The following is a 23,912-nucleotide window of genomic DNA, read 5'->3' on the forward strand; positions in this document are numbered from 1 at the left end:
GTCACGTCTCCTGAGGAAGATCGTCGAACGGGTGGGTGCGCCTGCTGCCCGGCGGCAGCTCGCGCCGCACGTACCACTCGGTGCCGAACACCAGGCGGTACAGCGGGCCGGGGATCTTCAGCATGACCCCCAGCGTGCGGTCGCCGTCCCCACCCGACGCCTGGCTCGTGTGGGCCGCCATGCTCGCCCGCTTGACCTTCGCGAACCTGCGGACGTTCACGCGGTGGGTGATCACCTCGCCCGGTGAGTAGGCGCGCTCGAACGAGCGTACATCGAACTCCGGGGGGAAGCGGTAAAAGCGCTGGGCCAGCCGGAGCGCCTTGAGCAGCGGGTCGCGGTTGACCGTGGCCTCCAGCAGGATCGGCGTGCCCGCGATGCCCGCCGCGCGCTGCCCGACCCGGTAGACCTGCACGTGGTCGGGGTGCCCGTACCCGCCGGCCGGGTCGTAGATCGTCAGCAGGTCGGCGCTCTCCTCCTTGAGCACCGCCGCCAGGCGCTGGGCGGCCTCCTCGATGTCGGCGTCGATGAAGGCGTTCTCGGGGCGGTCGTCGCCGATGCCGCCGTTCTCGGCCATGCCCGCCGTGTCCAGGCCCGAGTCGCCATAGCCCAGCAGCACCACCCGGGCGACCCCCAGCACGGCGGCGGACGCGTACAGCTCACCGGTGCGCGCGGCGGCGAGTTCCTCACCGTGGGGCATCTCGGCCAGGCCGCGCTCCCCGGCGGTCGCCACGACGAGGACGACCCGATGGCCCTCGGCCGCCAGCATCGCCATCGTGCCGGCGGTCAGCAGAGCCTCGTCATCGGGATGGGCGTGGAAGAAGACCGCGGTACGTGCCACGACCGCCATGATTCCACGGAGCCGCCGCCCGAGTGCGAGCCGCCTCCCCGCGACCCGTTCCAGAAGCCTCCCCGAACCCTTCAAGAACGGGCGGCGAGTCGCGTGTGACGGGCCGATCCGGGGGACGGACAGGCGTGGAACGGGCCGGTGCGGGCGTGGGGCGGGCGCGATGGTGGAGGTACGGGCGGGATGGGCGCGTTTGAAGCGGATCCCGGGCTCTGCCAGTCTGGCGGGGTGCGGATCCTTCACGTCAGCGACTGTTACCTGCCCAGGCTCGGGGGCATCGAGGTGCAGGTGGCCGACCTGGTACGGGCACAGGCCGAGGCCGGCCACGAGGTCGAGGTGGCCACGGCGACCCCGGGCGAGCGCCTTCCCGGCGTCCACCGCGTCGTCTTCCCCATGCCGTTCAGCCTGCCCGTCCATCCCCGCGGGGTCCGGCACCTGCTGCGCCTCATGATCGCCCGCCGCCCCGATGTCGTGCACGTCCACACCGGCGCGGTCTCGCCCTTCGCCTGGATGGGCGTGCGGGCCGCCGTGCGCGCCCGGCTGCCGGTCGTGGTGACGGTGCACAGCATGTGGGACCCGGTGACGCGCGGGGTCTACCGCGGCCTGGACACGGTCTGGGGGTGGAGCCGCTGGCGCCTGGTGTCCACGACCGTCAGCAACGCCGCCGCCCGGCCGATCCGCTCTGTCGTGGGCGGGCGGGTGCCGGTGAACGTCGTCTCCAACGGCCTGGACGTCGGCGCCTGGCGTCCGGCGGGTGATCCGCCGCCGCGCGAGGACGAGAGCGTGCACATCGTCGCCGTGGGGCGGCTCGCCCCGCGCAAGCAGCCCGTGCGGCTGCTGAAGATCCTTCTGGAGGCCCGGCGCCGGGTGCCCAGGCACGTCCAGATGCGGGCCACCCTGGTCGGCGACGGGCCGGCGCGCGGGTCGATGGAGCGGTTCCTGCGCGCCCACGGCATGGGCGGCTGGGTGTCGCTGCCGGGGCGCTACTCGCGCGACCAGATCCGCAGGCTACTCGCCTCGGCGGACGTGTTCGTGGCGCCCGCGCCTCGCGAGTCGTTCGGCATCGCCGCCCTGGAGGCGCGGGCCGCGGGCGTGCCGGTGGTGGCGCGCGCGCAGAGCGGCGTGGCCGACTTCGTCCGTCCCGGCAAGGAGGGCCTGCTCGGCCGCAGCTTCGAGGAGCTGGTGGGCTCGGTGGCGCGGCTCGCCCGCGACCGCGAGCTGCGCGAGTCGATCGCCCTGCACAACAGGGAGACCGAGCTGACGCGCTGTGCCTGGCCCTCAGTGCTGGAGGGGTTCGAGCGCTGCTACGAGCTGGCGAAGGCGCGCGCCTGACCTTCGCCGGGGCGTTCGGCGCTCAGGAGCAGGTCGTCGTCAGCTTCTGCATGGCCTCGGTGGCCTTGGTGGCCATCTTCGGCAGCTCGGTCGCCGCCTTGGCCGGGTCGGACATGTCGATCTTCATGCCGCCCCACGACGTGGACAGGTCAGCGAGGGTGGTCTTCAGGTCGCCGTCGGCCTTGTCGGACAGGTCCTTGAGCTTGGCGGCCAGGTCGGAGTTCGCCTTGTTGAAGCCCTCCAGGTTGGCTCCGCCCGCAGCGGCCTGCGTGCTGTAGTCCTGCATCGCCTTGATGGCGTCCTGGCAGACGGCCTTGGTGTCGCCGCCGCCACATCCCGCGGTGAGCGAGACGAGGATCGCCGTGGCGGAGACGGCGAGGATGTGGCGGGGGAGGGAGATGGACATTATGTGCCTTTCCTAGTGATCTTGCTCGCGGGGAACAAGCTAGCAGTGGCACTTGCAATCCGCTTACAACCCGCCTGCACGGCGGACGGGACCCCCTGGCCCGGGAGTGGGCGGCGGACATGTGAGGGCGGCGGAGTGACAGGGGGCCGTTAGAAGGGGAGCGTCCGGCCCGAGGGGGTGCGAAGATCCAGCGGGCTGGGACGGCTCGGCGGCTTGGGGCGGGGTGTGATGAGAATCCGCTTCATGTCCTTCTCCTTCGGTACGGCTCCACACTTCCCTCGTCAGTCGCCGGCTGACAGGTCCTTTTCCTCACGGGGGAATTCCACGGCCTGGGTGGTTCGTGGACCCGACCCCACCTCCTGTTTACCCTTTGCGGGGCCGACGCAGACGCTTTCGAGCATAGTTTCTCCGATCATCATTTGGCGTGGAACCCCTACCGCGCCCCTGCGGGCGTGCTACGTACGGTCGCGGCGTGACCTCGGCTTCCTGGGTGTCACCAGCGTAAAAACGCGATGTTTCCAAATGGGTTCTGGATTGTTGCGGGCGCATGCCCGCGGGGCCGGGGAGGCGTCTCGCCGGGGGAATCCACCACGAATCCGGCAGGTGCGCGAGCCGCTCTTTCCCCGAAATTGTCCGCCTGAAACCTGTCCGGTAATTCTTTTTTCTCGAAATCGTGGCTAACCAGAGGTGGAGGCGGTGGTCAGGAGCAGAGCGGAATCCTTCCGTCACATTCTGACGGGTTCACGCGGTGATACCGGGCGTTCAGGATTCGCTCACCGGCGGAGCGTCAAAGGAAGTGGTCGATGACCACCGAGGCGATCGTGGAGACGACGGCGGCGGCCAGGAGCCAGAAGCCCCACCGGATGAGCAGATACTTGCGGTAGGCGATGCGGCTCAACCTGTGCACCTGGTCGGAGATCTGCCGCAGGTCCGGCTTCGCTGCGCCGATCAAGGCCGACGCCAGCGCCGGGACCGACTCGAACCGGACGATGTCCCCGTAGTACGCGATCACCTTCGAGTCCCGGGCCGTCGGCGCGCCGGTCCTCGGGTACACCGCCCCCGCCAGGCACGCCAGCGACGCCAGCGCGGCCGTCACGCCGGCCCACCACAGCCACTCGACGGCGTTCGACAGCCTCGCGGGCGCCCAGTCGCCCGCGAACAGCCCTCCGGCGACGGCGCCGAGCCCGACGCCGGAGACCCCCAGCAGGACCTGCGCCTTCGCGTCGGCCCTGTTGATCTCCTCGCGGATGTCCGCGAGCAGTTTGGCCGCGTACGCGTACGCGGCCGTCTCCGCCTCTTTCCGCACGGCCGACGCGGACGGGGCGGGCGCCTTCGCCAGGCGACGTAGCACGTTCAGGTTGCACTCCCTCAGGACAGCCCGCGCCGACCGGCGACGGGCACCTGGCGAACCACTCCTGTCGCGGGCGAGCATGTCATGCGCCCGCGACGGCCGTACAGGAACTTTTACGCACTCACCCCATGGATCTTCACGCGTGGGGTGCGACCCGCTTCTGCGCTGTCGTCTCTGTGCCCGATGAGGGCGGGGAAGACCCGGACGGGATCACATCAACGTCACGCTGCCGTGACACCCAATTTTCGATGATGCTGCCAGGCCGACCGCTCTGTGGAGGTGGTGACGAGTAAAGGCAGGCAGGACAACACACGCAGGAGACAGCGATGACGAACAAACACGTCCGCCGGACGCTGACCGGTGTGCTGGGCACCTGTTGCCTGGCCGCGATGGTTCAGATGGCGGCGAGCCCCGCCGGTGCGGAAACCGGGCGCGCGACGGCACAGGGCCGCGACGTCCCGGCCTCGACGGCGGGCATGGCTCCGCCCACCCAGTGCGCCGTGGGCTACTTCTGGACCGGGTTCGAGTGCGCGTCGAGAGTCGTGCCGCCGCCCACGCAGATCCCGCCGCTGGAGAAGGGCCGGGCGGAGAAGCGCCGGGTGGAGAGGGGCCGTACGGAGAAGGGCCGGGTGGAGAAGATCCGGGTGGTGCCCCCCGGGATACCGCACGTTCCCACCTGCGCTCTCGGTTATTACTGGACCGGGTACACGTGCGCGTCCCGCGAGATAGCGCCGCGAGAGAAAGCCGTCCCCAAGGTGGGCCGGGGCGAGACCCGGTACGAGGGGCGTGACAGGGACCGGTACGAAAGGGAGCGGGCCTACGAGAGCAGCCGGTATCGGTACGAACGAGAGCGGCCCTACGAGAGCGGCAGGGGTCGCTACGAACGAGAGCGGCCCTACGAGAGCGGCAGGGGTCGCTACGAAAGCGAGCGTACCTACGAGAGCGCCATGAGTCGCTACGAAAGCGAGCGGTACTACGGGAGCAGCCAGAATCGCTACGAAGAAGTCGGCTACGAGGGGCGCGCGGAGCGTGGCCGGGGCGGGGAGCGCGACTGACCCGCCGCCGTCCGGAGCCGCCGGCGCGCGGACTCCGTGGCCCGCGTAAGGGAACGCGGCGGAACCGGCTGCGTGCAGGAACGCGGCGGAACCGGCTGCGTGTAGGTACGCGGTGAACCGGCTGCGTGTAGGTACGCGGTGAGATCCGCTTCGCTTCGGTGGGAAACCGTGCGGAGCGGGTTTCACCGTTCCGTGCGGGCCGTGCCGGCTTTGTGTGCCGGGTCTGTGTGCCGGGTCTTGAGCCGACCGCAGTGCCTTTCGCCGAGGTCCCGAGCCGACCCCCACCGCGCCGGTTGTCAAGCGAACTAGCTGGTCAGAAGCTTGAAGGTCGCTTAGGCGCGTCAGGGAAGTAGGCTGACCGCGATCGCCCGCGACGGTGAAGGAACTGCTCATGACCACCGACCCAACGATGACCCGGATCGGCCAGGGGGTGGAGTTGCATCACCACCAAGGTCAGCGTGAAGCCGCTCGCGACTTGTTCGCGCAGATCTGGGACGACATCGGTGGTGAGCAAGGCGACCCGCTGCATGTTTGCGTCCTTGCCCACTCGATGGCCGACGTGCAGGACGACGTGCACCAGGAGCTGATGTGGGATCTGCGAGCGCTTGCCGCCGCCGATCTCGTCACCGATGAGCGGGTGGCCCAAGCTGGGGTGCCACTTTCAGTGGCCGGCTTGTATCCGTCGTTGCACCTGAACTTGAGTGAGTGTTATCGCAAGCTGGGCGATTTCGGCCGCGCCCGCGAGTACTTCCAGCAGGCGCGGGCCGAGATCGGAGCGCTTGGCGACGACGAGTATGGACAGCTCATCAGGGGCGGCCTGGAGCGGCTGGCCGAACAGTTGGGTGAGGCCACCTGACTGCGCCCCGGCGAATTCTCTGCGCTAGCTGTTGATCTTCTTGCTTTGAGCCGAGGTGCCTTCAGGCCAGGAGTCCCAGGGTTTCAGCAGGACCGGCGAAGGCCTCTCATATGTTCAAGAGACGCTTTCACTACCGCGCCGGTAGCTGCCTTGTTTGACGGCGTCGATGAATGCGGTCCACTCCGCGTTGGAGCAGCTCAGTACGGGGCCATCGGGGCGCTTGCCATCCCGTACCGCCACACCCAGAAGAGCCGCCCTCATCTCGACGCAACCGCCCGCCTCGCCGCTGTAAGAGCTCTTGACCCAACTGGCGTGGGCTCTTGGTCCCGTGGACATCGCGTATGTACTCCCGTGCGGGTCAGCGGTCCGTGGCCTTGGCGGCGATCTGTCTGACGGATGCTTCGCCAAGGCCGTCGGAACTGGTCGGAGCGAGCTAGAGGTCGCGGCCTCTCACATGTTCAAGGAACGCTTTCCACTCGGTGCGGCCGAACAGGAGGAAGGCTTGCTGAGGGTTCTTCGAGTCTCTGATCGCGATGCTGATGTCACCCAGGGCTACTTCGACGCAGTCACTGCCGCTGCCGGTACTTCGGCTGCTTTTGCGCCATGCGATGTGGGTAAGATCCAGCTCGGACATGTCCACCTCCGGTCCACCGTTACCCAAGATCTTCGGTCATTCGTGCTATCAATTGAACCGACTCATCCGGTCCCAAGGCCATAGCTCGTAGGTAGTCGAATATGACGTTGTAATGGGCGATCTGCTCCGGAGTCTCCAGGTACAGCTCCTCTGTGTCCGTCTCCAGGTAGACGACGGGTGCGTCGCTGGGCTCGATGAAGTCAAGAATGACGAACTGCCCGGCCATTGCCGGATGGACGCCCGCGGTGAACGGCAAGACCTGCAAAGTAGCCTGCTCGTCGTTCACCGCCTTGATCAGATGATCCATTTGCTCGCGCATCAAGGGCTTGCTCCCCACGGTCCTCCTCAGCGCGGCTTCGTCCAGTATGGCCCAGAAGGCCGGGGGATCCTCGGCGGTGAGCAACTTCTGACGATCCAGCCGAGCGGCCACCCGACGTTCGACCTCGTGAGAACTCCTGTCCCCTCCCGCCAGTGCCATCCGGGTCACCGCGGTCGCGTAGTCGCCGGTCTGCAGGAGACCCGGGACGAGTTGCGGCTGGTAGGTGCGGATGGTAGCCGCTTCAGCCTCCAAGCCGACGAATGGGCTCGTGAACACGTCGTTGTAACGCATCCACCATCCGCGCTGCTTGGCCTCGCGAGCCAAGGTGACTAGCGCGTCGCGCTGCTCGGGCTCAACGACGTCGTACATGTCCACGAGGTCGCGGACGTCTCCTGGATGGACGCTCGACTCGCCGGTCTCGATCCTGCTGATCTTCGATCCATGCCAGCCCATCCGGCGGGCGGCCTCATCGCGGGTGAGGTCACTGACTTCGCGAAGTCGCCGGAGTTCGGAAGCGAGTCGGCGACGACGGAGCGTTGGACTGGTTCGACGACCTTTCACGGCTGGTCCTCCTCGGCTGAGGTTCACGTGATCAACTGACTGTAACTTTGAGTGTTTCTATGGATACACATTGCAACCATAGACCGTCTGCGTCATCCTGTGAGCGGAATCCCGAGTCCTCGTCTCGAAGGAGTGCGGATCGTGGCCGCTACACAAAGCGACGCTCTAGTTACATATGGGAGTGAGCGACGGTATCAGTTGCTCACCTGGCTCGCATGGGGTCTGCGCCAGTTGGAGCGCACGACGGTGCTCGTCGCGCGTCGTCACGGTGAGCCGGTTCTGTACGTGGTCCGTGCAGATGGGCGCAAGGTGGCAGTACTGGCCGTCGAGCACGGTGACCAGTGGTTCTTCGTCTGGGGCCCCGAGACGGGCGTACGGGCGGAGCCGCTGCCGGTCACCGTACAGACGATCGCCAAGGCGGCGGCGTGATGGACTCTCCGCTCCTTCTCGGGACCCTGACGGTCCCGGGCGCCGCCGAGAATGTGGCGGAGGCCCGGCGGTTTCTCATGAAGCTGCTCGGCGGAGACCACCGAGATGCCGAGACGGTCAAGCTGCTGCTCAGCGAGCTGATGGGGAACAGTATCCGCCACAGCGCGAGCGGACGCGGGGGTCTGGTCACCGTCGCGGTGCTCGACGTCGAGGGCGCGCTTCGGGTGGAGGTGGCCGACGGTGGTGGTCCGACTGTTCCGTGCCTCTGCGCCCGGGGAGAATTGGTCGAATCGGGACGCGGCATGAAGCTGGTCGACGTCATGGCGTCGCGCTGGGGGTTCGTCCGTGACCCGGTGGAGGGCGGCACGACATGGTTCGAACTCGGCGGGACGTGGGCCCCTCTGAGTCGGCGGCGTGACCCTTAGCACATCGAGGGAGGCTAAAAGGGTGAGCACTTCTGACTTCGATCGTTCCCACCAGATCTCTCAGCGTGATCTACGCGACCGGTCGGCAGAGATCATGGACGGTCTGGAGCGCGGGGAGCGGTACGCCGTCACCCGCAACGGCCACCACATAGGCGACCTGGTCCCCATCCGTCGTCGGCGCCGGGCCGTCTCCCGGGCCGAGTTCGCCGCCGTGTCCCGCGGCATGCCGCGCCTGGACGACCGGAAGTACCGCGAGGACATGGAGCGTCATGTCGACAGCGACCTTTACGATCCCTACGACCGCGCCTACGGCAGAGGTGAGTTCGCGCAGGGCGAGCAATGACCCACACTCAGGGGTTGCTCGACACCAACATCCTCATCTTGTGGGCGGGAATCGCCCCTGACGAGTTGCCCGACGAGATGATGATCAGTGCCATCACCACTGCGGAGTTGTCGGTGGGCGTGCTGGTGGCGGCTGGACCACAGGAGCCGGCCCAGCGAATGAAGATCCTTCAAACCGCTGAAGCCGAGTTCGACCCACTGCCCTTCGACGACACCGCCGCCCGGGAGCGCGGGCAACTATGGACCGCCGTGATCGCCTCCGGCCGCGAACCACGCCCTCGAACATCAGATCTGGTGATCGCCTGCATCGCCATCGTGAACCGGCTTCCTCTGTACACCTGCAACCCCAAAGATTTCAAAGGCCTCGACCATTTGCTCGCCGTGGTGCCGGTCACCAGGCCCGTGTAAGGAAATGCGCGGAGGACGACCGACTGAAGCGTTGCAATCCAGGAGCTTATGCACGTCAATGACGCGGACGCCGCGTTCCTTCGCTTCAAGAGCAAGTCCACGGCTACGTCATCCGCCGGCCAGGTATGCGACGTGAACACACGTCGATCCGTCCCGTGCGTAAGTTTCATTGTGGGTGGTTGAGGTTGGTGATGCCCGCCCGTGCCGCTTCGTCGTGGTTGTTCACTGTGAGCCCACCCATGAGGCGAGTGCCGTCCGAGACGGTCGGCTGCGAGCGTGGCTGTGAAGAGGTCTTGCACCTGTCCGATGGGGTGCGAGAACCTAGGCGGGACGGTTCTTATCCAGTAAGGAATAGATTGTGCGCGGGAATCTTAGAATTGCGGTATGTTTCATTTCATTCGCAGCAGGATCAATGGTTCTGGCTAGTTGTGATAGCTCGCCGGTCGCCAATACAACTCCGACCGGAGTAACACCGTCCGCAAGTGCCACGCCCGACTTATCGGCCTCGATCTTGCTGATTAATCCCGATGAACCCCTCGATGGCGAGCTCATCCTCGGTGTTGGCGTGAGGGGTACATTAGGTGTCTCGTCCTTAGGCTGTGTCAGGGTCGGTAAATCTGTAGTCGTCGCCCCCAAGAATTCCACCCTTTCCGCCGACGGCACTCACGTCAATCTCGCGGGAGTTGGCACCTTCGCAATCGGCGAGCCAATCAACGTCGGCGGGCTATTGATAGAGAAACCTAAGGCCGGCGTTAAAGGCTTGCCCGATAATTTCACATCGTGCGGCACCGGCAGCTTCATTGCGATTTCCCCGAGGGCTTATTAAAAAGACATCTCTAACTCGACGACACGTCGATAGTCGCGCGAGTCGCACGCCGTAACCCGGTGCAAGACGCGGCAGGAGCGATCTTCGGGGTAAGCCAGCCCACAGTGAGCCGCCGCTGGGATCTACTCCGCCCGGTGATCGGTGTTGTTCTGGCCGAGTTCGTCTCACGGTTGTACCGACGCCGTCCGCCTCACCCGCGAGATCCAAGCTCAGGGATATCGCGGCAGTCCGCGTCCTCCGGAGCGCCGGATCCGCCGGGTGTGGTCGGCGAGCGGTGACGACGGTGCGCACGAGAGCCGTCTGTGGTTCGGTCCGGATCTTCGGCTGGAACGTTAGCAGGAGGTTGGCAGTTTGCCTTCTTTTATGGCCTGGGTGAACAAGCGCCATTCTTGATGGGTGAGTACGAGACGAGGGCCGTTGGGGCCCTTGCTGTCTCGTACGGCCACGTTTGAACCGCCCAGCCTGACCTCGACGCAGCCTCCGTTCTCACCACTGTGGGAGCTCGTGAACCAGGTGTTCTGGGGCGGGTTCGCGGTCATCGGGTGATCTCCTACGGTGTGGAGCTCGTCTGCCTTGGAGGGATGAACTCTATGGACTTCTCCCGGTGAGCGCCATCGCGGTCAGTTGACCAAAAGTGAGCGTATATCGGCTGACTTCGGCCTTGTTCTCGATGGCGAGGCTACTTGTCGGTTGCTCCAGGTAGACGACGTCGAGGTCGTCCTGCTCCGGGAACTGAAGGACGTAGAAAGGCCCTCCGGGTGCGCGCCCAGTTCCGTGGGAAGCACCTGGATCGTGACGTTGGGTCGGCGGCCGACATCGACGAGATGCTGAAGCCGGGCACCCATGATCGCGGATCCGCCAACTCTGCGCGTGCGGTGGACGGGGTTCACGCGTGACTCCGCTGCGAGCGGCACGACATGGTTCGGACTGGAAGACGCCCGGAAAGACAGTCCGCGCGGAGTGAGGCCCATTTCCAGGCGTCACTCCACTCAAAAGCGCCGGGCGCCCAGACGGGGGTCACATTCCCAGGGAGTGTTTGAGGAAGTCCAACTGCAGGAGGAGCAGGTTTTCGGCGACGGATTCCTGGGGGGTCATGTGGGTGACGCCGGTGAGGGGGAGGACGGTGTGGGGGCGGCCGGCGGCGGTGAGGGCTGAGGAGAAGCGCAGGGTGTGGGCGGCGATGACGTTGTCGTCGGCGAGGCCGTGGATGAGCATGAGCGGGCGGGTCAGGTCGGCCGCCTCGTGGATGATCGAGTTGCGGGTGTAGGCGTCCGGGTCCTCGTCGGGGTGGCCGAGGTAGCGCTCTTTCCAGTACGTGTCGTACAGCCGCTGGTCGGTGGGCGGGGCCCCTGCGACGGCGGCGTGGAAGACGTCTGGGCGGCGCAGTACGGCGAGGGCGGCGAGGAAGCCGCCGAACGACCAGCCGCGGATCCCGACGCGGGACAGGTCGAGGTCGGGGTGCCGGTCGGCCGCCGCGTGCAGGGCGGTGATCTGGTCCTCCAACACGGGGGTGGCGAGTTCGCCGCGCACGGACCGGTCCCACACGGGGCCCCGGCCGGGCGTGCCGCGGCCGTCGGCGACGACGACCGCGAACCCCTGCTCGGCGAACCACTGCGCGACCAGCATGTCCCAGGTGCGCGCGGCCAGCACGAGTTGCAGTCCCGGCCCGCCGTAGGGGGCCATGAGGACGGGCAGTTTCCCGGTGCCGGGCTCGTGCCAGGACGGGAGCAGCACCGCCGTGCACAGCTCCCGCTCACCGGCTCGCATCAGCGTGACGCGCGGCGTGAGCAGCGGCGTCTCGGCGTGGGAGGCGATCTCGGCGACCTGGCGCCCGTTGCGGTGGACGGTCACGCGGGTGCCGAAGTGGTCGAGGGACCGCGCGGCCACGATGAGGGTGCCAGCGCCGAGCCACCCCTCGTGCACGCCCGGCTCGGTGGTGACGGGCCGAGGGCCGTCCTCGGGCGAGTACATCCAGAGGTGGGTCTCGGTCGGCTCGGCCGTGCCGGCGAACAGGACGGTGTCGCCGTCGACGTCCAGGACGGCCCGCACCTGGAGGCCGGCCGGGGTGACCGGCTCGCCGTCCACCAGCAGGCGGTAGGTGGCGCCGAGGGCGGCCGTCCACACGAGCGCGCCGGACGCGGTGAGCGCCGGGGTGCCGGACACGATGTCGACCCAGGCCGGGTCGTGGTCCTCGCGGACCACCGTGGTCGCCCCCGTGTCCGGGTCCACGCGCAGGACCCGCGCGGTCCGCTGGTCGCGGCTCTGGACGACGATCAGCAGGGACGTCCCCCAGTACACCGAGACGAGGTACTCGAACGCCTTCCGGTCCCACTCCACCGGCACCCGCGAGCCGTCGAGCCCGAGCAGCCACAGCGAGACGTCCGCGTTGTCCGTTCCCGCCTGCGGGTAGGCGATCACCTTGGGCGGCGCGGCGGGCTGGGACGGGTCGGAGATGTACCACCGCTGGAGCATGGAGTTGTCGACGCGCGCGGCGAGCAGGCGCGAGCCGTCCGGTGACCACCAGTACCCGCGGTCGCGTCCCATCTCCTCGGCGGCGACGTGCTCGGCGAGCCCGTAGACGACCTCGGGGCCGTCGGGCTCGGCCAGTGCGCGGTCCGTCCCGTCCAGATCGACGACGCGCAGGGCTCCGCCGGAGACGTACGCGACGCGCGCGCCGGTCGGGTCGGGGCGCGGGTCGATCACCGGGCCGGAGGCGGGGAGCTCGGCGGCCGTGGCGGCCGGGTCGTGCAGCGCGACCGTGTACAGCCGGCCGGACAGCGCGAACGCGGCGAGGCGGGCGGCGGCGTCCGTCGCGTAGGCCACGATGCCGGCGGCCTGTTCGCGTGACCGCTCGCGGCGGGCCTTCTCCTCCTCGGGCACGTCCTCGGCTCCGAGGCCCAGCGCCCCCGGGTCGGCGACGAGCCGTTCCTCGCCGGTGGCGACGTCCAGCGTCCACAGGCGCTCGACGGGGTCGTCCCCGCCGCCCGACCGGATGAAGGTCACCCTGCCGCCGTCGGGGGAGATGCCGAACCGGCGGGGGACTCCGAGGCGGAAACGTCGCGTACGGGCGAACTGACGGGGGAAGCTGGGTTCGGCCATGCCGACATGCTCGCAGAGATCGCGGCCGCTCCTCCAATCGATTGCGGCTCCGCCGCAGGTCGGGACCCCCGAATGGCCGGATTGGTCAGCCCCGGGTCAGGACGAAGTCGTCCTCGTCGTCGCCTTCCCCGACCGACCCCACCGCCCACAGCCGGGACGTTCCCGGCACGCGGGCCACGCGGGTGACCCGTACGAGGTGGGACGCCGTGTACGGCTGCTCCTCTCGCCAGGTGCGCAGCAGCGGGCCGTACGACGCCGTCCAGGAGCGCCCGTCGAAGTGGAGGAACAGCGGCCTGCCCGGCTGGGAGTCGTCCGCCCCGCTGAGCCAGACGTCGCCGGCGCCGGACGCGGTGACCCCCTGGAGGCCGCCCCGGGAGACCGGCACTCCGGCCCGCCCCCAGGTCGTGCCGTCCCAGTGGAGGACCAACGGGATCTCCGCCGCGCCGTCCGGTGAGATCACGCCGCCGACCGCCCACACGTCGGACGGCGAGATCATCCACACGTCGCGCAGTACCCCGCCGGTGATCTCGGGGAGGGTGATGCGCTCCCAGGACTGGATCTCGGGCCCCGACACGGCTCTGCCGTGCCAGATCATCGGCATGCCCTGCTCCGGCCCGTTGGTGGAGGCCGGAACGTCCGAGCCCACCGCCCACACGTGCCCGGGCGCGGCGGTGATGCTCAGGAACTGCCCGTCCGCACGGAGGATGGTGCGGAAGCCCCTGCTGGTCCAGCGCGCGATCAGGCCCTGCGTGGAGTTGCGGCCCGCGAACCACGTGCCGGCGCGCCCGGTGGTGACGTCGGTGAGGAAGTAGTCCTCGGCGTCGCCGTACGGATGCCACCCCCGCCAGCGGAGACCGTCCCAGTGCGCGGCGTACGGCCCGCGGGCGTTGCCGACGATCCACGCGTCGGAGGGGGAGGCCGCGCTCACGCCGACGAGGTGCCAGGCGTCGTTCTCGCTGACCGCCGTCTGTGTCCAGCGGACGCCGTCCCAGTGCTGGAGCGCCGGGGTGCCCTCCCTGTCCTCGGCGCTGCGCTGGTAGCCGACGGCCCAGGCGTCCCGCGGGCCGGTCGCCGCGATCTCCCGCAGGGCGGCGGCGCTCGTCAGGCGGGCGTTCCCGGCGGGCTTCCATTCCGACGGCGGGACGGGGGACGGCGTGGGGACGGGGGTGGGGGTGTCGATTTCGGACATCGTGGACGTCCTGGGCGCCGACGCCCCTTCGGCAGGGGTCTCGGGGCCACCGCCGCACGCCGTCGCGAGAGCGAGGCAGGCCATCGCCACCGGCCACCGGCGTGTGATCCTCATGTCACGGCATGCTCGCAGGAAGTGACGGGCCTCCGCCACCGAAGCGCCGTTGTCAGCCGCCGTTCGCAGTCGATGGTGATCTTTTTGGGCGTCACTCTTGTAGCGTGAATCAGCGGAAATGTCCCGGCTAATCAGTTTTTGATCACGGAACGCGCGGACGGCTCGCGCGGTGGGCACGCGCGAGCCGTCCGGGTATCGGGCCGGGAATCCCCGGGCTCAGGAGGTGGGCGCCTCCTGGAGGCCGTGAAACGCGGAGAACCTCCGGAAATGTGAAGTATGCCGCGAGTCGATCAGCAAATGGAGAGACCCCGGGAGCGGGTCAAGACGGTCAGCGGCGCATGACGTGCAGAACGCGCGCGATGCGTTCCGCCGCCGTGACGATGTCGGAGGCGTGGCCGATGCGGCCCGCCCACGAGAGCCAGAACCACCACTCGCCGTCGGCGGCGTTGGCGGCGAGGACGTCCTCGGTGACCGCCGGAGCCATCGGGTTGATCACGCGGAGGCGTGGATAGAGTCCGGTGTGCGCCGTCAGGCGAACCTGGAAGGCGTGCGCCTCCAGTTGCGCGGCGAGTCGTTCCAGGTGGTCGAGGGCTTCAGCCGACTGAGTGCCTGAGTCTGCCGTCTTCATCGGGGTCTCCAACCGGGAGAGGGGGACCGGATGGGGACCAGACTGGCCCCGGCGCCACCGACCGGCAATCCGAGCAAATCCACTGATAAGTGGAATACCGTCGAATGGAACCCAGGTTTACGTGGAAAGCACGCGGGTGCCCGTGCATCAGTCCCATAACGGCCGGGGCCATTAGGTGCCGGCTCGTTAACATCGGGGAAACATCCGTAAGGCCAACACCTCAGTGGCGGGGGGGCGACAGATGGCCCGTGGAGAACACTCCCCGGCGTGTGCCAGACGCTGGCGAGAACAAGCCGCGGCACAGCAGTGGACCCTGTGGCAGACCGCCCAGGCCATCCACGGCTGTTGCGGGGTGAGCCTGCTCAAAGCCCACCGCCTGGCACGCGGGTGGTCCGCGCGCCAGGCGATCGAAGAGCTCGAACGGCTCTGCGAGACGCACTCGCTGGGCCTTCCCCGGGCGAGCATCGACCTGCTCAACGCCTGGGAGAACAACCGCGCCCGTCCACGTCCCCAGACCATCGACCAGATCGCCCGGCTGTACTCCGCCAACGCCGTGCGGCTCGGCCTGGCCGCCGACTACTGCGACGACGGCGACGGCGCGAAGGTCGTGGTCGTCGCCGCTGCCCAGCAGACGCTCTCGGGCGAGGACACCGTCCCCCAGCCCACCCGCGCCGCCCCCGCCGACCTGGACGACGAAAGCGAGCGCCGCGCGCTGTTCCACCACGCGCTGCTCAGCTCCGGGCTGCCCCTCAACGGCCGCCTGCTCGCCGAGGTCGAGCGCACGCGCCAGGACATGGACCGCACGCTGGCCTCCGGCACCATCACCGAGGACCAGCTCGACCGCCTGGACGAGCAGGTCCTGCGCTACCGCCGCGAGTACATCAAGAGCGCGCCGCTGCCGATGCTCTACCGCCTGATGCTGGAGCTCGGCGACGTCCGCAGGCTGGTCGCCGCGCGCCAGCCCGCAGTCACCCAGCGGCGCCTGCTGAACGCCACCACGATGCTCGCCCTGCTGTCGGCCGACGCGCTCATGAAACTCGGCGACACCCGGCAGGCCCACGCGTGGTACGGCACGGCGCGCGCAGCCTCCGACGACATGGGCGAGGTGCGCCTGCGCGCGCTGGTCAGGGCGCAGGAGGCCATGCTGCCGTACTACTACGGCGACCTCACCGAGACCGTGCGGCTCGCCCGCGAGGCCCGGATGCTCGCCGGGAGCGCTCCAAGTTCCCCCGCGGCGCTCGGCGCGGCGGCCGAGGCGCGGGCCCTGGCGCGCATAGGCGAGCACCAGGCGGCCCGTGTGGCGCTCGCCGAGGCCGAGCGCATCTTCTCGCGCATGCCGCGCGAGGGCACCGACCACCTGGCGTTCCGCTTCTCCGAGCGGCGGCTGCAGTTCTACCGCATGGGCACGCTCATCGAACTGGGCGAGGCCGAGCAGGTACAGGAGTGGATCTCCCGCTCCGCGAGCCCGTACACCATCGACCCGGCGCTCGTCCTGCTCGACCAGGCCGCGCACATCGCCCGGGAGGGCGGCTACGACGAGGCCTGCCGGCTCGCCGAGCAGGCGCTGACACAGGTGCCGCCCGAGCACCGCACCTCGATCGTGGTGACCCGGGCGCGCGCGCTGATGTCGATGATCCCGCGCGGGAACCGGCGAACATCCGCCGCCCGGCACCTGCACGACCTGCTGGAGGAGTCCGGCCCCCAACTCGCCTTGGAACGCCCATGAACATGCTGGCGGACGAGGCCACCGCGATCCTCGCAGAGGTGTGTGAGAGCGTCGGCCTCGACGCCCGGGACGCCCGCCTGCTCCGGGTGCGCAGCAACGCGGTGTTCAAGTTGCGCGACGAGATCGTCGTCCGCATCGCCACCGCGCCGGACGCGCTGACGCGGCTGCCCGTCGTGCTGGCGGTCGCCCGCTGGCTCGCCGGCCAGGGGTTCCCCACGGTCCGGCCGGCCGACGAGCTGTGCGACCAGCCGCTGGTGTACGACGGGCGGGTCGTGACGTTCTGGCACTACGTGCCCGCGAGCGGGCGGCCGACCACCCGGCAGCTCGGCAAGATCCTGCGCAGCCTCCACCTGCTGCCGGTGCCGCCGTTCCCGCTGAAGCGGCTCGCCGACCCGCTGGCCGAGGTACGCCACTCGGTCGAGCACGGCAAGGAGGTGCTGTCGCCGTGCCAGCGCGCCTGGCTGCGCGACCGGGTGGACGAGCTGACCACGCGGTGGGAGTCGCTGGAGACGGACGCGCCCGCGGTGCTGCTGCACGGCGACGCCTGGATCGACAACCTGCTGCGCTGCAGCGACGGCCACGCGGTGCTCTGCGACTGGGACGGCGTCGCGGTCGGCCCCCGCGAGTGGGACCTCGTGCACACCTACCACGGCCAGCGGCGGTTCGGCCTGACGGAGGCCGATGTGGACGAGTTCGCCGGCGCGTACGGCTCCGACCTGCGCGGATGGCACGGCTACCCCACCCTGATGGAGGTCAGGGACATGTACGCCATCGGCATCCACATCCGCAACGCCACCCGCGACCCGTTCTCGCGCAAGGAACTGCCCCGGCGGCTCGACTCGCTGACCCGGGGCGACGGCCAGGCCCGCTGGTACCTCACCGAACCTGCCTGAGCACGCCCGCGCGGCCCCGGCGGAGCCTCCTCCTCCGCCTGGGCCGCGCGAGGCGGGGGCGGCGGCGGCGAACGCGGCCTTCGCCGTCGCCCAGCGGGTCCTTCGGGAGGATACCTGAACGCCACGAACACGTTGATGCATTTTTGGCGGTATGTCAGTTTATTTGAGACCAAAAGCATCCCAATGCACGAGGTGTGAGGCGACACGCCGGACGCGTTTGAGATCGGCGCGGGCACCATGTAGTGTCGGCCATGTTGCAGTCGTAGTTTCCTCGAACGTCTTTTCATAAAGCGCCCGCGGGAAGTTTCCTGACAGCGGTCGTTCTGCTTCTCTCGTGGTTAACGTGGATGCAGGGTAAGGTCCGCTATGCAGCCCCGAGTCGCCGCCCCGGCGACCCGGTGAAGCTCTTACCAGGGAGAAAGCAGTTGTCTGAAGGCACCGTCAAGTGGTTCAACGCCGAAAAGGGCTTTGGTTTCATCGCTCCGGACGACGGTAGTGCCGATGTTTTCGTGCACTACTCGGCGATCACCTCGGGTGGCTACCGCAGTCTGGACGAGAACCAGCGGGTCACGTTCGTGACCGTGCAGGGCGCCAAGGGTCCGCAGGCCGAGCAGGTCACCGTCATCTGACCTGAATCTCACCTGAGCCCGTACCGCATCGCCGGTACGGGCCACTGGGCTTTTCGGGGTCCGTTCGCACGCGTCACCTATTGCTCAGATATTTTGCCCTTTCCCGGGTAGTGCCGGCCGGGTGAGACTCACCCATACCCCGAGGACCCCGGGTCGCGTTCTCGCAGGTACCGGGGTCGGACCCTGATCCGGCCCCTGACGGCGGCACGCTGAGGTCGGGGTCGGGCCGGGGCACGCCCAGGGCTCGATCCGGTCGATCTCCGATGTCCGCGCAGGTCACCGGGCGCGAAAGTCGAGGACATGACAAGTCCTTTGACCGCGGGCGGCTTCGCGACCCTGGCCGGTGGCGCCGCCGCGATGGCCGCCCTCCACGTCGTGTCCGACCTCGACCCGCTGCACGGGATGATCAGTGAGTACGCCTACCACCCCCATGGCTGGCTGCTGCCCGTCTCGCTGACCTTGCTGGCCGTGGGGTCGGCCTTGTTCGCCGTGGAGATGTCCCGGCGGCACGCCGGGCGCTCGTGCGCGCTCCTGCTCGGCGCGTGGAGCGTCTGCATGTTGCTGATCGCGGCGTTTCCCACGGACAGGCCGGGGGTGTCGCTCTCCATGTCCGGGGGCATCCACCGCTACGCGGCCTTTGTCGCCTTTGTTGGCATGCCCGCGGCGGGTCTCATCATGGCCGGACGCGGCGGCGCGCACGCCCGGACCCTGCGCGGCCTCAGCGTCGCCGCGGGGGTCTTCCTGATCCTGGTGCTGATCCCCTACGCGTCGCGCACATTCGGTGTCGAGCCCGGTGCCGGGGTCGCGGGCCTCACCCAGCGCCTGGTCGTGGTGACGGAAGTGGTCATCCTCACCCTGATCGGGCTGAAGAACGCGGGCACGCGTGCGCCCCGCCCCGCCGGTCGCCCCGCGCGCGTGGAGGCCGCGGGGGAGACCGTCGCGGGCGCGCCCGTGAGCGCCGCCGTCCTGCAGAAGATCTAGATCAGCCGAGCCGGATCGACACGAGCCCGGCTACAGGGCTAGATGAGCCCGAGCCCGGCCACGGCGTCGCGCTCCTCGCTCAGCTCGCGCACCGAGGCGTCGATGCGCTCGCGGGAGAACGCGTTGACCGGCACGCCCTGGACGATCTCCCAGCGCCCGCCGCGGGACACGGCCGGGAACGACGAGATCAGCCCCTCGGGGACGCCGTACGAGCCGTCGGAGGTCAGCGCGACGGACGTCCAGTCGCCCTCGGGGGTGCCGTTCACCCAGTCGTACACGTGGTCGATGGCCGCGTTCGCCGCCGAGGCCGCCGAGGACGCGCCCCGCGCCTCGATGATCGCCGCGCCGCGCTTGGCCACCGTCGGGATGAAGGTGTCGCGCAGCCACGCCTCGTCCACCTGCTCGGCCGCGATCTTGCCGTTGACCTCGGCGTTGTACAGGTCGGGGTACTGCGTCGCCGAGTGGTTGCCCCAGATCGTCATCTTGGAGATCGAGGTCACCGGGACGTCCAGCTTGGCGGCGAGCTGCGACAGGGCGCGGTTGTGGTCGAGGCGGGTCATCGCGGTGAAACGCTCCGCAGGCACGTCCGGGGCGTGCGAGCGGGCGATCAGCGCGTTGGTGTTGGCCGGGTTGCCCACGACCAGCACGCGTACGTCGTCGGCCGCGTGGTCGTTGATGGCCTTGCCCTGCGGGCCGAAGATGCCGCCGTTGGCCTGGAGCAGGTCGCCGCGCTCCATGCCCGCCGTGCGCGGGCGGGCGCCCACCAGCAGCGCGACGCCGGCGCCGTCGAAGGCGACGTTGGGGTCGTCGCTGATGTCGATGCCCCGGAGCAGCGGGAACGCGCAGTCGTCCAGCTCCATGGCCGTGCCCTCGGCGGCCTTGACGGCCTGCGGGATCTCCAGCAGGCTGAGCCGCACGGGAACGTCCGGGCCGAGAAGCTGGCCTGAGGCGATGCGGAAGAGCAGCGCGTAGCCGATCTGACCGGCGGCGCCGGTGACGGTGACCTTGACGGGAGCCTGCGTCATGACGTTTCCCTACGTGGACGTGTGAAGGTTTCCGAACAGCCGAAGGCTATCCGCTCGAAACACCGGCCTCCGCACGCAGGTCCGCCCAAGACGGCGCGGACGGGCGCCGCCGCGCCTCGTTGACGCGCGGTCGCCGGAGATCTACGGTACGGGCACCCCTCCGACGCCGGAAGAAGCCGGACTAAGCCGGGAGGCCGCGTGCCGATGGTCCAGACCGTCCGCGGGCCGGTGGACGCCGGAGCCCTCGGGCAGACGCTCATGCACGAGCACGTCTTCGTCGTGGACCCGCAGAGCCTCGGCGACTACGGCGCCGGGAACTGGTGGGACGAGGAGCACCGCATCGCGGACGCGATCGCCAAGCTGCGCCGGCTCGTCGCCCGGGGCGTGTCCACCATCGTCGACCCGACGGTCTGGGGGATCGGCCGGTACATCCCGCGCATCCAGCGGGTCGCCGCCGAGGTGCCCTCGCTCAACATCATCGTCGCCACCGGCGTCTATACCTTCGCCGACGTGCCCTTCCGGTACTCCCACCACGGCCCGGGCACGGTGTTCGACGCCCCGGAGCCCATGGTCGACGACTTCGTGAAGGACATCACCGAGGGCATCGCCCGCACGGGCGTGAAGGCGGCGTTCCTCAAGTGCGCGATCGACCATCACGGTCTCACGCCGGGCGTCGAGCGCGTCCTGCGCGCCGTGGCGAAGACCCATGCGCGGACGGGCGTGCCGATCACCGTTCACACCAATCCGCACGCTCACACCGGGATCGCCGCGGTGGACGTGTTCACCGAGGAGGGGGTGGACCTCACCAAGGTCGTGCTCGGCCACTCGGGCGACAGCAACGACCTCGACCACCTCATGCGCCTCGCCGACACGGGGGCGACCCTGGGTATGGACCGCTTCGGCCTGGACGTCTACAACCCCACCGCGTCGCGTGTGGACACGATCGTGAGCCTCTGCGCGCGCGGCTACGCCGACCGCATGGTGCTCAGCCACGACACCGCCTGCTTCATGGACATCGTCGGCGGCCAGTGGGACTACCTCGTCGAGCACCTCGCCCCGAACTGGCACTACGGGCACATCCACGACGACGTGCTCCCCGCCCTGCGCGAACGAGGCGTCACCGAGTCCCAGATCCACCAGATGCTCGTGGACAACCCCCGCAGGCACTTTTCGTGAACGGTCCGGGATAACGGTCCGGGACAGCGGCGATGACCCCAAGGTATTCGAATGGCGGATCAGCGCATGGCCGAGCGAGGACGGTCGTCTTCGCCCGGAAAACGCCCGGCCGGTGCCCTTGGTGCGTCACCCTTCGGGTAGCACGGGAGGGCGCCGGCCGGAACGGGTGTTCGGCGTACCCGCGATCCGTGGGACGCGGTTATTTGAGGCCCTTGTCGAGGCCGGCCTTGCGGAGGGCTTCGGCGAGGGCGCCGCCGGCGGGGGCGCGGTCCTGCTTCGGCTGGCCGCCGCCGCGCCGGTCGGGCCGCTTGCCGCCGCCGCCCCGGTTGCGGTCACGCCCGCCGGAGCCGTCCTGTGCGCCCTGGCCGCCGCCCGAGCGGGCCGGTGTCTCGTCGTCGAGGCGCAGCGTGAGGGAGATGCGTTTGCGCGGGATGTCGACGTCGAGCACCTTCACGCGGACGATGTCGCCGGGCTTGACCACCTCGCGGGGATCTTTCACGAAATTCCTGGACATGGCGGACACGTGCACGAGGCCGTCCTGGTGCACGCCGATGTCCACGAAAGCCCCGAACGCGGCCACGTTGGTCACCACGCCCTCCAGCAGCATGCCCGGCGCGAGGTCCGCGAGCGTCTCCACGCCCTCCTTGAACGTCGCCGCGCGGAAGGCCGGTCGCGGGTCGCGTCCCGGCTTCTCCAGCTCCTTGAGGATGTCGGTGACCGTCGGCAGGCCGAACGTGTCGTCGGCGAACCGGGCGGGCTCCAGCGTGCGCAGTGCCGCGGTGTTGCCGATCAGCGTCTTGATGTCCCCGCCGGCGACGTCGAGGATGCGCCGCACCACTGGATACGCCTCCGGGTGCACGCTGGAGGCGTCCAGCGGGTCGTCGCCGCCCGGAATGCGCAGGAAGCCCGCGCACTGCTCGAACGCCTTCGGGCCGAGCCGCGCGACGTCCTTCAGCGCGCGCCGCGACCGGAACGGGCCGTGGGTGTCGCGGTGCAGCACGATGTTCTCGGCCAGGCCCGAGCCGATGCCCGACACGCGGGTCAGCAGCGGCGCCGACGCCGTGTTGACGTCCACGCCGACCGCGTTCACGCAGTCCTCGACCACCGCGTCCAGCGAGCGGGACAGCTTGGTCTCGGCGAGGTCGTGCTGGTACTGGCCGACGCCGATCGACTTGGGGTCGATCTTGACGAGCTCGGCCAGTGGGTCCTGCAGGCGGCGGGCGATCGACACCGCGCCGCGCAGCGACACGTCCAGGCCGGGCAGTTCCTGCGAGGCGTACGGCGAGGCGGAGTAGACAGAGGCCCCGGCCTCCGACACCACGATCTTGGTGAGCTTGAGGTCGGGGTGGCGCTTGATGAGGTCGCCCGCGAGCTTGTCGGTCTCGCGGGACGCGGTGCCGTTGCCGATGGCGATCAGCTCGACGCCGTGCTGCGCGGCGAGCCGGGCGAGCGTCGCGATCGACTCGTCCCAGCGCCGCCTCGGCTCGTGCGGGTAGATCGTCTCGGTCGCCACCACCTTGCCCGTGGCGTCCACGACGGCGACCTTCACGCCCGTGCGCAGGCCCGGGTCCAGGCCCATGGTCGGACGGGTGCCCGCGGGCGCGGCCAGCAGCAGGTCGCGCAGGTTGGCGGCGAACACGCGCACGGCCTCGTCCTCGGCCGCCTGCCACAGGCGCATACGCAGGTCGATGCCCAGGTGGACGAGCACCCGTGTGCGCCAAGCCCAGCGCACGGTGTCCAGCAGCCAGCGGTCGGCCGGCCTGCCGCGGTGGGCGACGTCGAAGTGGCGGGCGATGCGCACCTCGTAGGAGTTCGGGCCGTCCTCGGCGGGAGCCTCCTCGGGCTCCAGGGTGAGGGCGAGCACCTCTTCCTTCTCGCCCCGGAACATCGCGAGGACGCGGTGCGAGGGCAGCTTGGTGAAGGGCTCGGCGAAGTCGAAGTAGTCGGAGAACTTGGCCCCGGCCTCCTGCTTGTCCTCCCTGACCTTCGCCACGAGACGGCCGCGCGACCACATCTGCTCGCGCAGCGGGCCGATCAGGTCGGCGTCCTCGGCGAAACGCTCGATGAGGATGGCCCGCGCGCCCTCCAGCGCGGCGGCGGCGTCCGCGACGCCCTTCTCCGCGTCGACGTACCCCCCGGCGGCCTGCTGCGGGTCGTGCGAGGGGTCGGACAGGAGCAGGTCGGCCAGCGGCTCCAGCCCGGCCTCGCGGGCGATCTGCGCCTTGGTGCGGCGCTTGGGCTTGAAGGGCAGGTAGATGTCCTCCAGCCGGGCCTTGGAGTCGGCCGCCATGATCTGCGCTTCGAGCGCGTCGTCCAGCTTGCCCTGGGAACGGATCGACTCCAGGATCGCCGCGCGCCGCTCCTCCAGCTCGCGCAGGTAGCGCAACCGCTCTTCGAGCGTGCGCAACTGCGCGTCGTCGAGCATCTCGGTCGCTTCCTTGCGATAGCGGGCGATGAACGGCACGGTGGCGCCGCCGTCGAGCAGCTCGACGGCCGCTCGCACCTGCCGCTCGCGCACGCCGAGTTCGTCGGCGATCCGCTGATGAATGGAGATCGTCACGGTCTTGGTCCGCCTTCGGTTCGAGGTCCGGGGAAGATTGTGCACGCCCCGTCCCCCGATTGTCGCGCGCCGCCGGACCGGGGCGGGCGCGGTTCGCTCCCCGG

General features: G+C 69.2%; 25 protein-coding genes and 1 pseudogene. 12 read left to right on the top strand and 14 right to left on the bottom strand.

Going from position 1 to position 23,912, the window contains the following annotated elements:
- Position 1 precedes the first annotated feature (1 nt).
- Positions 2-838, bottom strand: a complete 837-nt coding sequence (locus AB0H21_RS06790; protein WP_358512823.1) for a PIG-L family deacetylase — start codon at positions 836-838, stop codon at positions 2-4.
- A gap of 234 nt (positions 839-1,072) precedes the next feature.
- On the opposite strand from AB0H21_RS06790, the gene AB0H21_RS06795 reads away from it, so the two are divergent.
- A complete protein-coding gene (locus AB0H21_RS06795) occupies positions 1,073-2,176 on the top strand; it encodes a glycosyltransferase family 4 protein (protein ID WP_358512825.1) in 1,104 nt (367 codons plus the stop codon).
- Positions 2,177-2,198: 22 nt separating this feature from the next.
- Here AB0H21_RS06795 and AB0H21_RS06800 read toward each other — a convergent pair whose 3' ends face one another.
- Together AB0H21_RS06800 and AB0H21_RS06805 are read right to left on the bottom strand one after the other, a co-directional pair.
- Positions 2,199-2,582: a hypothetical protein gene (locus tag AB0H21_RS06800; RefSeq protein WP_358512827.1), complete on the bottom strand. Its 384-nt coding sequence runs from the start codon at positions 2,580-2,582 to the stop codon at positions 2,199-2,201.
- A gap of 787 nt (positions 2,583-3,369) precedes the next feature.
- Entirely contained in the window at positions 3,370-3,933 is a 564-nt protein-coding gene (locus AB0H21_RS06805; RefSeq protein WP_358512829.1) for a Pycsar system effector family protein, read from the bottom strand.
- Positions 3,934-4,259: 326 nt separating this feature from the next.
- Here AB0H21_RS06805 and AB0H21_RS06810 point away from each other — a divergent pair, with 326 nt between their 5' ends.
- Both AB0H21_RS06810 and AB0H21_RS06815 read left to right on the top strand, forming a co-directional pair.
- The gene (locus AB0H21_RS06810) at positions 4,260-4,988 is read left to right on the top strand and encodes a hypothetical protein (RefSeq protein ID WP_358512831.1); all 729 of its coding nucleotides are present in this window, start codon (positions 4,260-4,262) and stop codon (positions 4,986-4,988) included.
- 391 nt (positions 4,989-5,379) lie between these two features.
- Positions 5,380-5,844: a tetratricopeptide repeat protein gene (locus AB0H21_RS06815; RefSeq protein ID WP_358512833.1), complete on the top strand. Its 465-nt coding sequence runs from the start codon at positions 5,380-5,382 to the stop codon at positions 5,842-5,844.
- Positions 5,845-5,958: 114 nt separating this feature from the next.
- Here the strand turns inward: AB0H21_RS06815 and AB0H21_RS06820 are convergent, their stop codons facing one another.
- The 3 genes from AB0H21_RS06820 to AB0H21_RS06830 all read right to left on the bottom strand — a co-directional run bounded on the left by AB0H21_RS06820 (position 5,959) and on the right by AB0H21_RS06830 (position 7,358).
- Positions 5,959-6,180 (bottom strand): DUF397 domain-containing protein, encoded by a 222-nt coding sequence (locus AB0H21_RS06820; protein ID WP_358512835.1) that lies wholly within the window; start codon positions 6,178-6,180, stop codon positions 5,959-5,961.
- Positions 6,181-6,277: 97 nt separating this feature from the next.
- A complete protein-coding gene (locus AB0H21_RS06825; protein WP_358512837.1) occupies positions 6,278-6,478 on the bottom strand; it encodes a DUF397 domain-containing protein in 201 nt (66 codons plus the stop codon).
- A 19-nt stretch (positions 6,479-6,497) separates the two neighbouring features.
- Positions 6,498-7,358 carry a helix-turn-helix transcriptional regulator gene (locus AB0H21_RS06830; RefSeq protein WP_358512839.1) on the bottom strand — a complete coding sequence of 287 codons (861 nt, stop codon included), beginning with the start codon at positions 7,356-7,358 and terminating at the stop codon, positions 6,498-6,500.
- A gap of 198 nt (positions 7,359-7,556) precedes the next feature.
- Here AB0H21_RS06830 and AB0H21_RS06835 point away from each other — a divergent pair, with 198 nt between their 5' ends.
- Genes AB0H21_RS06835 through AB0H21_RS06850 form a run of 4 tightly spaced genes read left to right on the top strand, consistent with a single transcriptional unit; the run spans position 7,557 to position 8,962 of the window.
- On the top strand, positions 7,557-7,787 hold the full coding sequence (locus AB0H21_RS06835; RefSeq protein ID WP_358512841.1) for a hypothetical protein: 231 nt from the start codon (positions 7,557-7,559) through the stop codon (positions 7,785-7,787).
- A complete protein-coding gene (locus AB0H21_RS06840; protein ID WP_358512843.1) occupies positions 7,787-8,212 on the top strand; it encodes an ATP-binding protein in 426 nt (141 codons plus the stop codon). Before AB0H21_RS06835 ends, AB0H21_RS06840 begins: the two co-directional genes overlap by 1 nt.
- Before the next feature lie 22 nt (positions 8,213-8,234).
- Complete coding sequence (locus AB0H21_RS06845; protein ID WP_358512845.1) at positions 8,235-8,555, top strand: prevent-host-death protein; 321 nt, start codon at positions 8,235-8,237, stop codon at positions 8,553-8,555.
- 14 nt (positions 8,556-8,569) lie between these two features.
- Complete coding sequence (locus tag AB0H21_RS06850) at positions 8,570-8,962, top strand: type II toxin-antitoxin system VapC family toxin (protein WP_358512847.1); 393 nt, start codon at positions 8,570-8,572, stop codon at positions 8,960-8,962.
- A gap of 663 nt (positions 8,963-9,625) precedes the next feature.
- Here the strand turns inward: AB0H21_RS06850 and AB0H21_RS06855 are convergent.
- The 6 genes and pseudogenes from AB0H21_RS06855 to AB0H21_RS06880 all read right to left on the bottom strand — a co-directional run bounded on the left by AB0H21_RS06855 (position 9,626) and on the right by AB0H21_RS06880 (position 14,818).
- Complete coding sequence (locus tag AB0H21_RS06855; protein WP_358512849.1) at positions 9,626-9,763, bottom strand: hypothetical protein; 138 nt, start codon at positions 9,761-9,763, stop codon at positions 9,626-9,628.
- A gap of 357 nt (positions 9,764-10,120) precedes the next feature.
- On the bottom strand, positions 10,121-10,327 hold the full coding sequence (locus tag AB0H21_RS06860; protein ID WP_358512850.1) for a DUF397 domain-containing protein: 207 nt from the start codon (positions 10,325-10,327) through the stop codon (positions 10,121-10,123).
- A 49-nt stretch (positions 10,328-10,376) separates the two neighbouring features.
- A pseudogene (locus AB0H21_RS06865) lies at positions 10,377-10,759 on the bottom strand (Scr1 family TA system antitoxin-like transcriptional regulator).
- A 46-nt stretch (positions 10,760-10,805) separates the two neighbouring features.
- A complete protein-coding gene (locus tag AB0H21_RS06870) occupies positions 10,806-12,887 on the bottom strand; it encodes a prolyl oligopeptidase family serine peptidase (protein WP_358512852.1) in 2,082 nt (693 codons plus the stop codon).
- An 85-nt stretch (positions 12,888-12,972) separates the two neighbouring features.
- Positions 12,973-14,076 carry a hypothetical protein gene (locus AB0H21_RS06875; protein ID WP_358512854.1) on the bottom strand — a complete coding sequence of 368 codons (1,104 nt, stop codon included), beginning with the start codon at positions 14,074-14,076 and terminating at the stop codon, positions 12,973-12,975.
- Between the two features lie 442 nt (positions 14,077-14,518).
- Positions 14,519-14,818, bottom strand: coding sequence for a hypothetical protein (locus AB0H21_RS06880; protein ID WP_358512856.1), 300 nt, complete (start codon positions 14,816-14,818; stop codon positions 14,519-14,521).
- 241 nt (positions 14,819-15,059) lie between these two features.
- On the opposite strand from AB0H21_RS06880, the gene AB0H21_RS06885 reads away from it, so the two are divergent.
- The 4 genes from AB0H21_RS06885 to AB0H21_RS06900 all read left to right on the top strand — a co-directional run bounded on the left by AB0H21_RS06885 (position 15,060) and on the right by AB0H21_RS06900 (position 19,047).
- Entirely contained in the window at positions 15,060-16,544 is a 1,485-nt protein-coding gene (locus AB0H21_RS06885; RefSeq protein ID WP_358512858.1) for a helix-turn-helix transcriptional regulator, read from the top strand.
- Positions 16,541-17,437: an aminoglycoside phosphotransferase family protein gene (locus AB0H21_RS06890; RefSeq protein WP_358512860.1), complete on the top strand. Its 897-nt coding sequence runs from the start codon at positions 16,541-16,543 to the stop codon at positions 17,435-17,437. Before AB0H21_RS06885 ends, AB0H21_RS06890 begins: the two co-directional genes overlap by 4 nt.
- Before the next feature lie 425 nt (positions 17,438-17,862).
- Positions 17,863-18,066 (top strand): cold-shock protein, encoded by a 204-nt coding sequence (locus AB0H21_RS06895; protein WP_214412336.1) that lies wholly within the window; start codon positions 17,863-17,865, stop codon positions 18,064-18,066.
- A 300-nt stretch (positions 18,067-18,366) separates the two neighbouring features.
- Positions 18,367-19,047 (top strand): DUF998 domain-containing protein, encoded by a 681-nt coding sequence (locus tag AB0H21_RS06900; protein WP_358512862.1) that lies wholly within the window; start codon positions 18,367-18,369, stop codon positions 19,045-19,047.
- A 38-nt stretch (positions 19,048-19,085) separates the two neighbouring features.
- On the opposite strand, the gene AB0H21_RS06905 is transcribed toward AB0H21_RS06900, so the two are convergent.
- Entirely contained in the window at positions 19,086-20,072 is a 987-nt protein-coding gene (locus AB0H21_RS06905; protein ID WP_358512864.1) for a malate dehydrogenase, read from the bottom strand.
- A 204-nt stretch (positions 20,073-20,276) separates the two neighbouring features.
- On the opposite strand from AB0H21_RS06905, the gene AB0H21_RS06910 reads away from it, so the two are divergent.
- Positions 20,277-21,248: a phosphotriesterase-related protein gene (locus AB0H21_RS06910; protein WP_358513038.1), complete on the top strand. Its 972-nt coding sequence runs from the start codon at positions 20,277-20,279 to the stop codon at positions 21,246-21,248.
- A 199-nt stretch (positions 21,249-21,447) separates the two neighbouring features.
- On the opposite strand, the gene AB0H21_RS06915 is transcribed toward AB0H21_RS06910, so the two are convergent.
- Positions 21,448-23,808, bottom strand: coding sequence for a Tex family protein (locus AB0H21_RS06915; RefSeq protein WP_358512866.1), 2,361 nt, complete (start codon positions 23,806-23,808; stop codon positions 21,448-21,450).
- Between the last annotated feature and the right edge of the window lie 104 nt (positions 23,809-23,912).

The sequence above is a fragment of the Sphaerisporangium sp. NPDC051011 genome, from assembly GCF_040653595.1.
In the GTDB taxonomy this organism is placed as follows: domain Bacteria; phylum Actinomycetota; class Actinomycetes; order Streptosporangiales; family Streptosporangiaceae; genus Sphaerisporangium.

Bases quoted from the DNA above. Each gene is read 5' to 3' on its own strand.
- AB0H21_RS06800 (WP_358512827.1), bottom strand. From the start codon at position 2,582: ATGTCCATCTCCCTCCCCCGCCACATCCTCGCCGTCTCCGCCACGGCG.
- AB0H21_RS06810 (WP_358512831.1), top strand. From the start codon at position 4,260: ATGACGAACAAACACGTCCGCCGGACGCTGACCGGTGTGCTGGGCACC.
- AB0H21_RS06815 (WP_358512833.1), top strand. From the start codon at position 5,380: ATGACCACCGACCCAACGATGACCCGGATCGGCCAGGGGGTGGAGTTG.
- AB0H21_RS06820 (WP_358512835.1), bottom strand. From the start codon at position 6,180: ATGTCCACGGGACCAAGAGCCCACGCCAGTTGGGTCAAGAGCTCTTAC.
- AB0H21_RS06825 (WP_358512837.1), bottom strand. From the start codon at position 6,478: ATGTCCGAGCTGGATCTTACCCACATCGCATGGCGCAAAAGCAGCCGA.
- AB0H21_RS06840 (WP_358512843.1), top strand. From the start codon at position 7,787: ATGGACTCTCCGCTCCTTCTCGGGACCCTGACGGTCCCGGGCGCCGCC.
- AB0H21_RS06855 (WP_358512849.1), bottom strand. From the start codon at position 9,763: ATGAAGCTGCCGGTGCCGCACGATGTGAAATTATCGGGCAAGCCTTTA.
- AB0H21_RS06860 (WP_358512850.1), bottom strand. From the start codon at position 10,327: ATGACCGCGAACCCGCCCCAGAACACCTGGTTCACGAGCTCCCACAGT.
- AB0H21_RS06870 (WP_358512852.1), bottom strand. From the start codon at position 12,887: ATGGCCGAACCCAGCTTCCCCCGTCAGTTCGCCCGTACGCGACGTTTC.
- AB0H21_RS06875 (WP_358512854.1), bottom strand. From the start codon at position 14,076: ATGTCCGAAATCGACACCCCCACCCCCGTCCCCACGCCGTCCCCCGTC.
- AB0H21_RS06880 (WP_358512856.1), bottom strand. From the start codon at position 14,818: ATGAAGACGGCAGACTCAGGCACTCAGTCGGCTGAAGCCCTCGACCAC.
- AB0H21_RS06885 (WP_358512858.1), top strand. From the start codon at position 15,060: ATGGCCCGTGGAGAACACTCCCCGGCGTGTGCCAGACGCTGGCGAGAA.
- AB0H21_RS06890 (WP_358512860.1), top strand. From the start codon at position 16,541: ATGAACATGCTGGCGGACGAGGCCACCGCGATCCTCGCAGAGGTGTGT.
- AB0H21_RS06900 (WP_358512862.1), top strand. From the start codon at position 18,367: ATGACAAGTCCTTTGACCGCGGGCGGCTTCGCGACCCTGGCCGGTGGC.
- AB0H21_RS06905 (WP_358512864.1), bottom strand. From the start codon at position 20,072: ATGACGCAGGCTCCCGTCAAGGTCACCGTCACCGGCGCCGCCGGTCAG.
- AB0H21_RS06910 (WP_358513038.1), top strand. From the start codon at position 20,277: ATGGTCCAGACCGTCCGCGGGCCGGTGGACGCCGGAGCCCTCGGGCAG.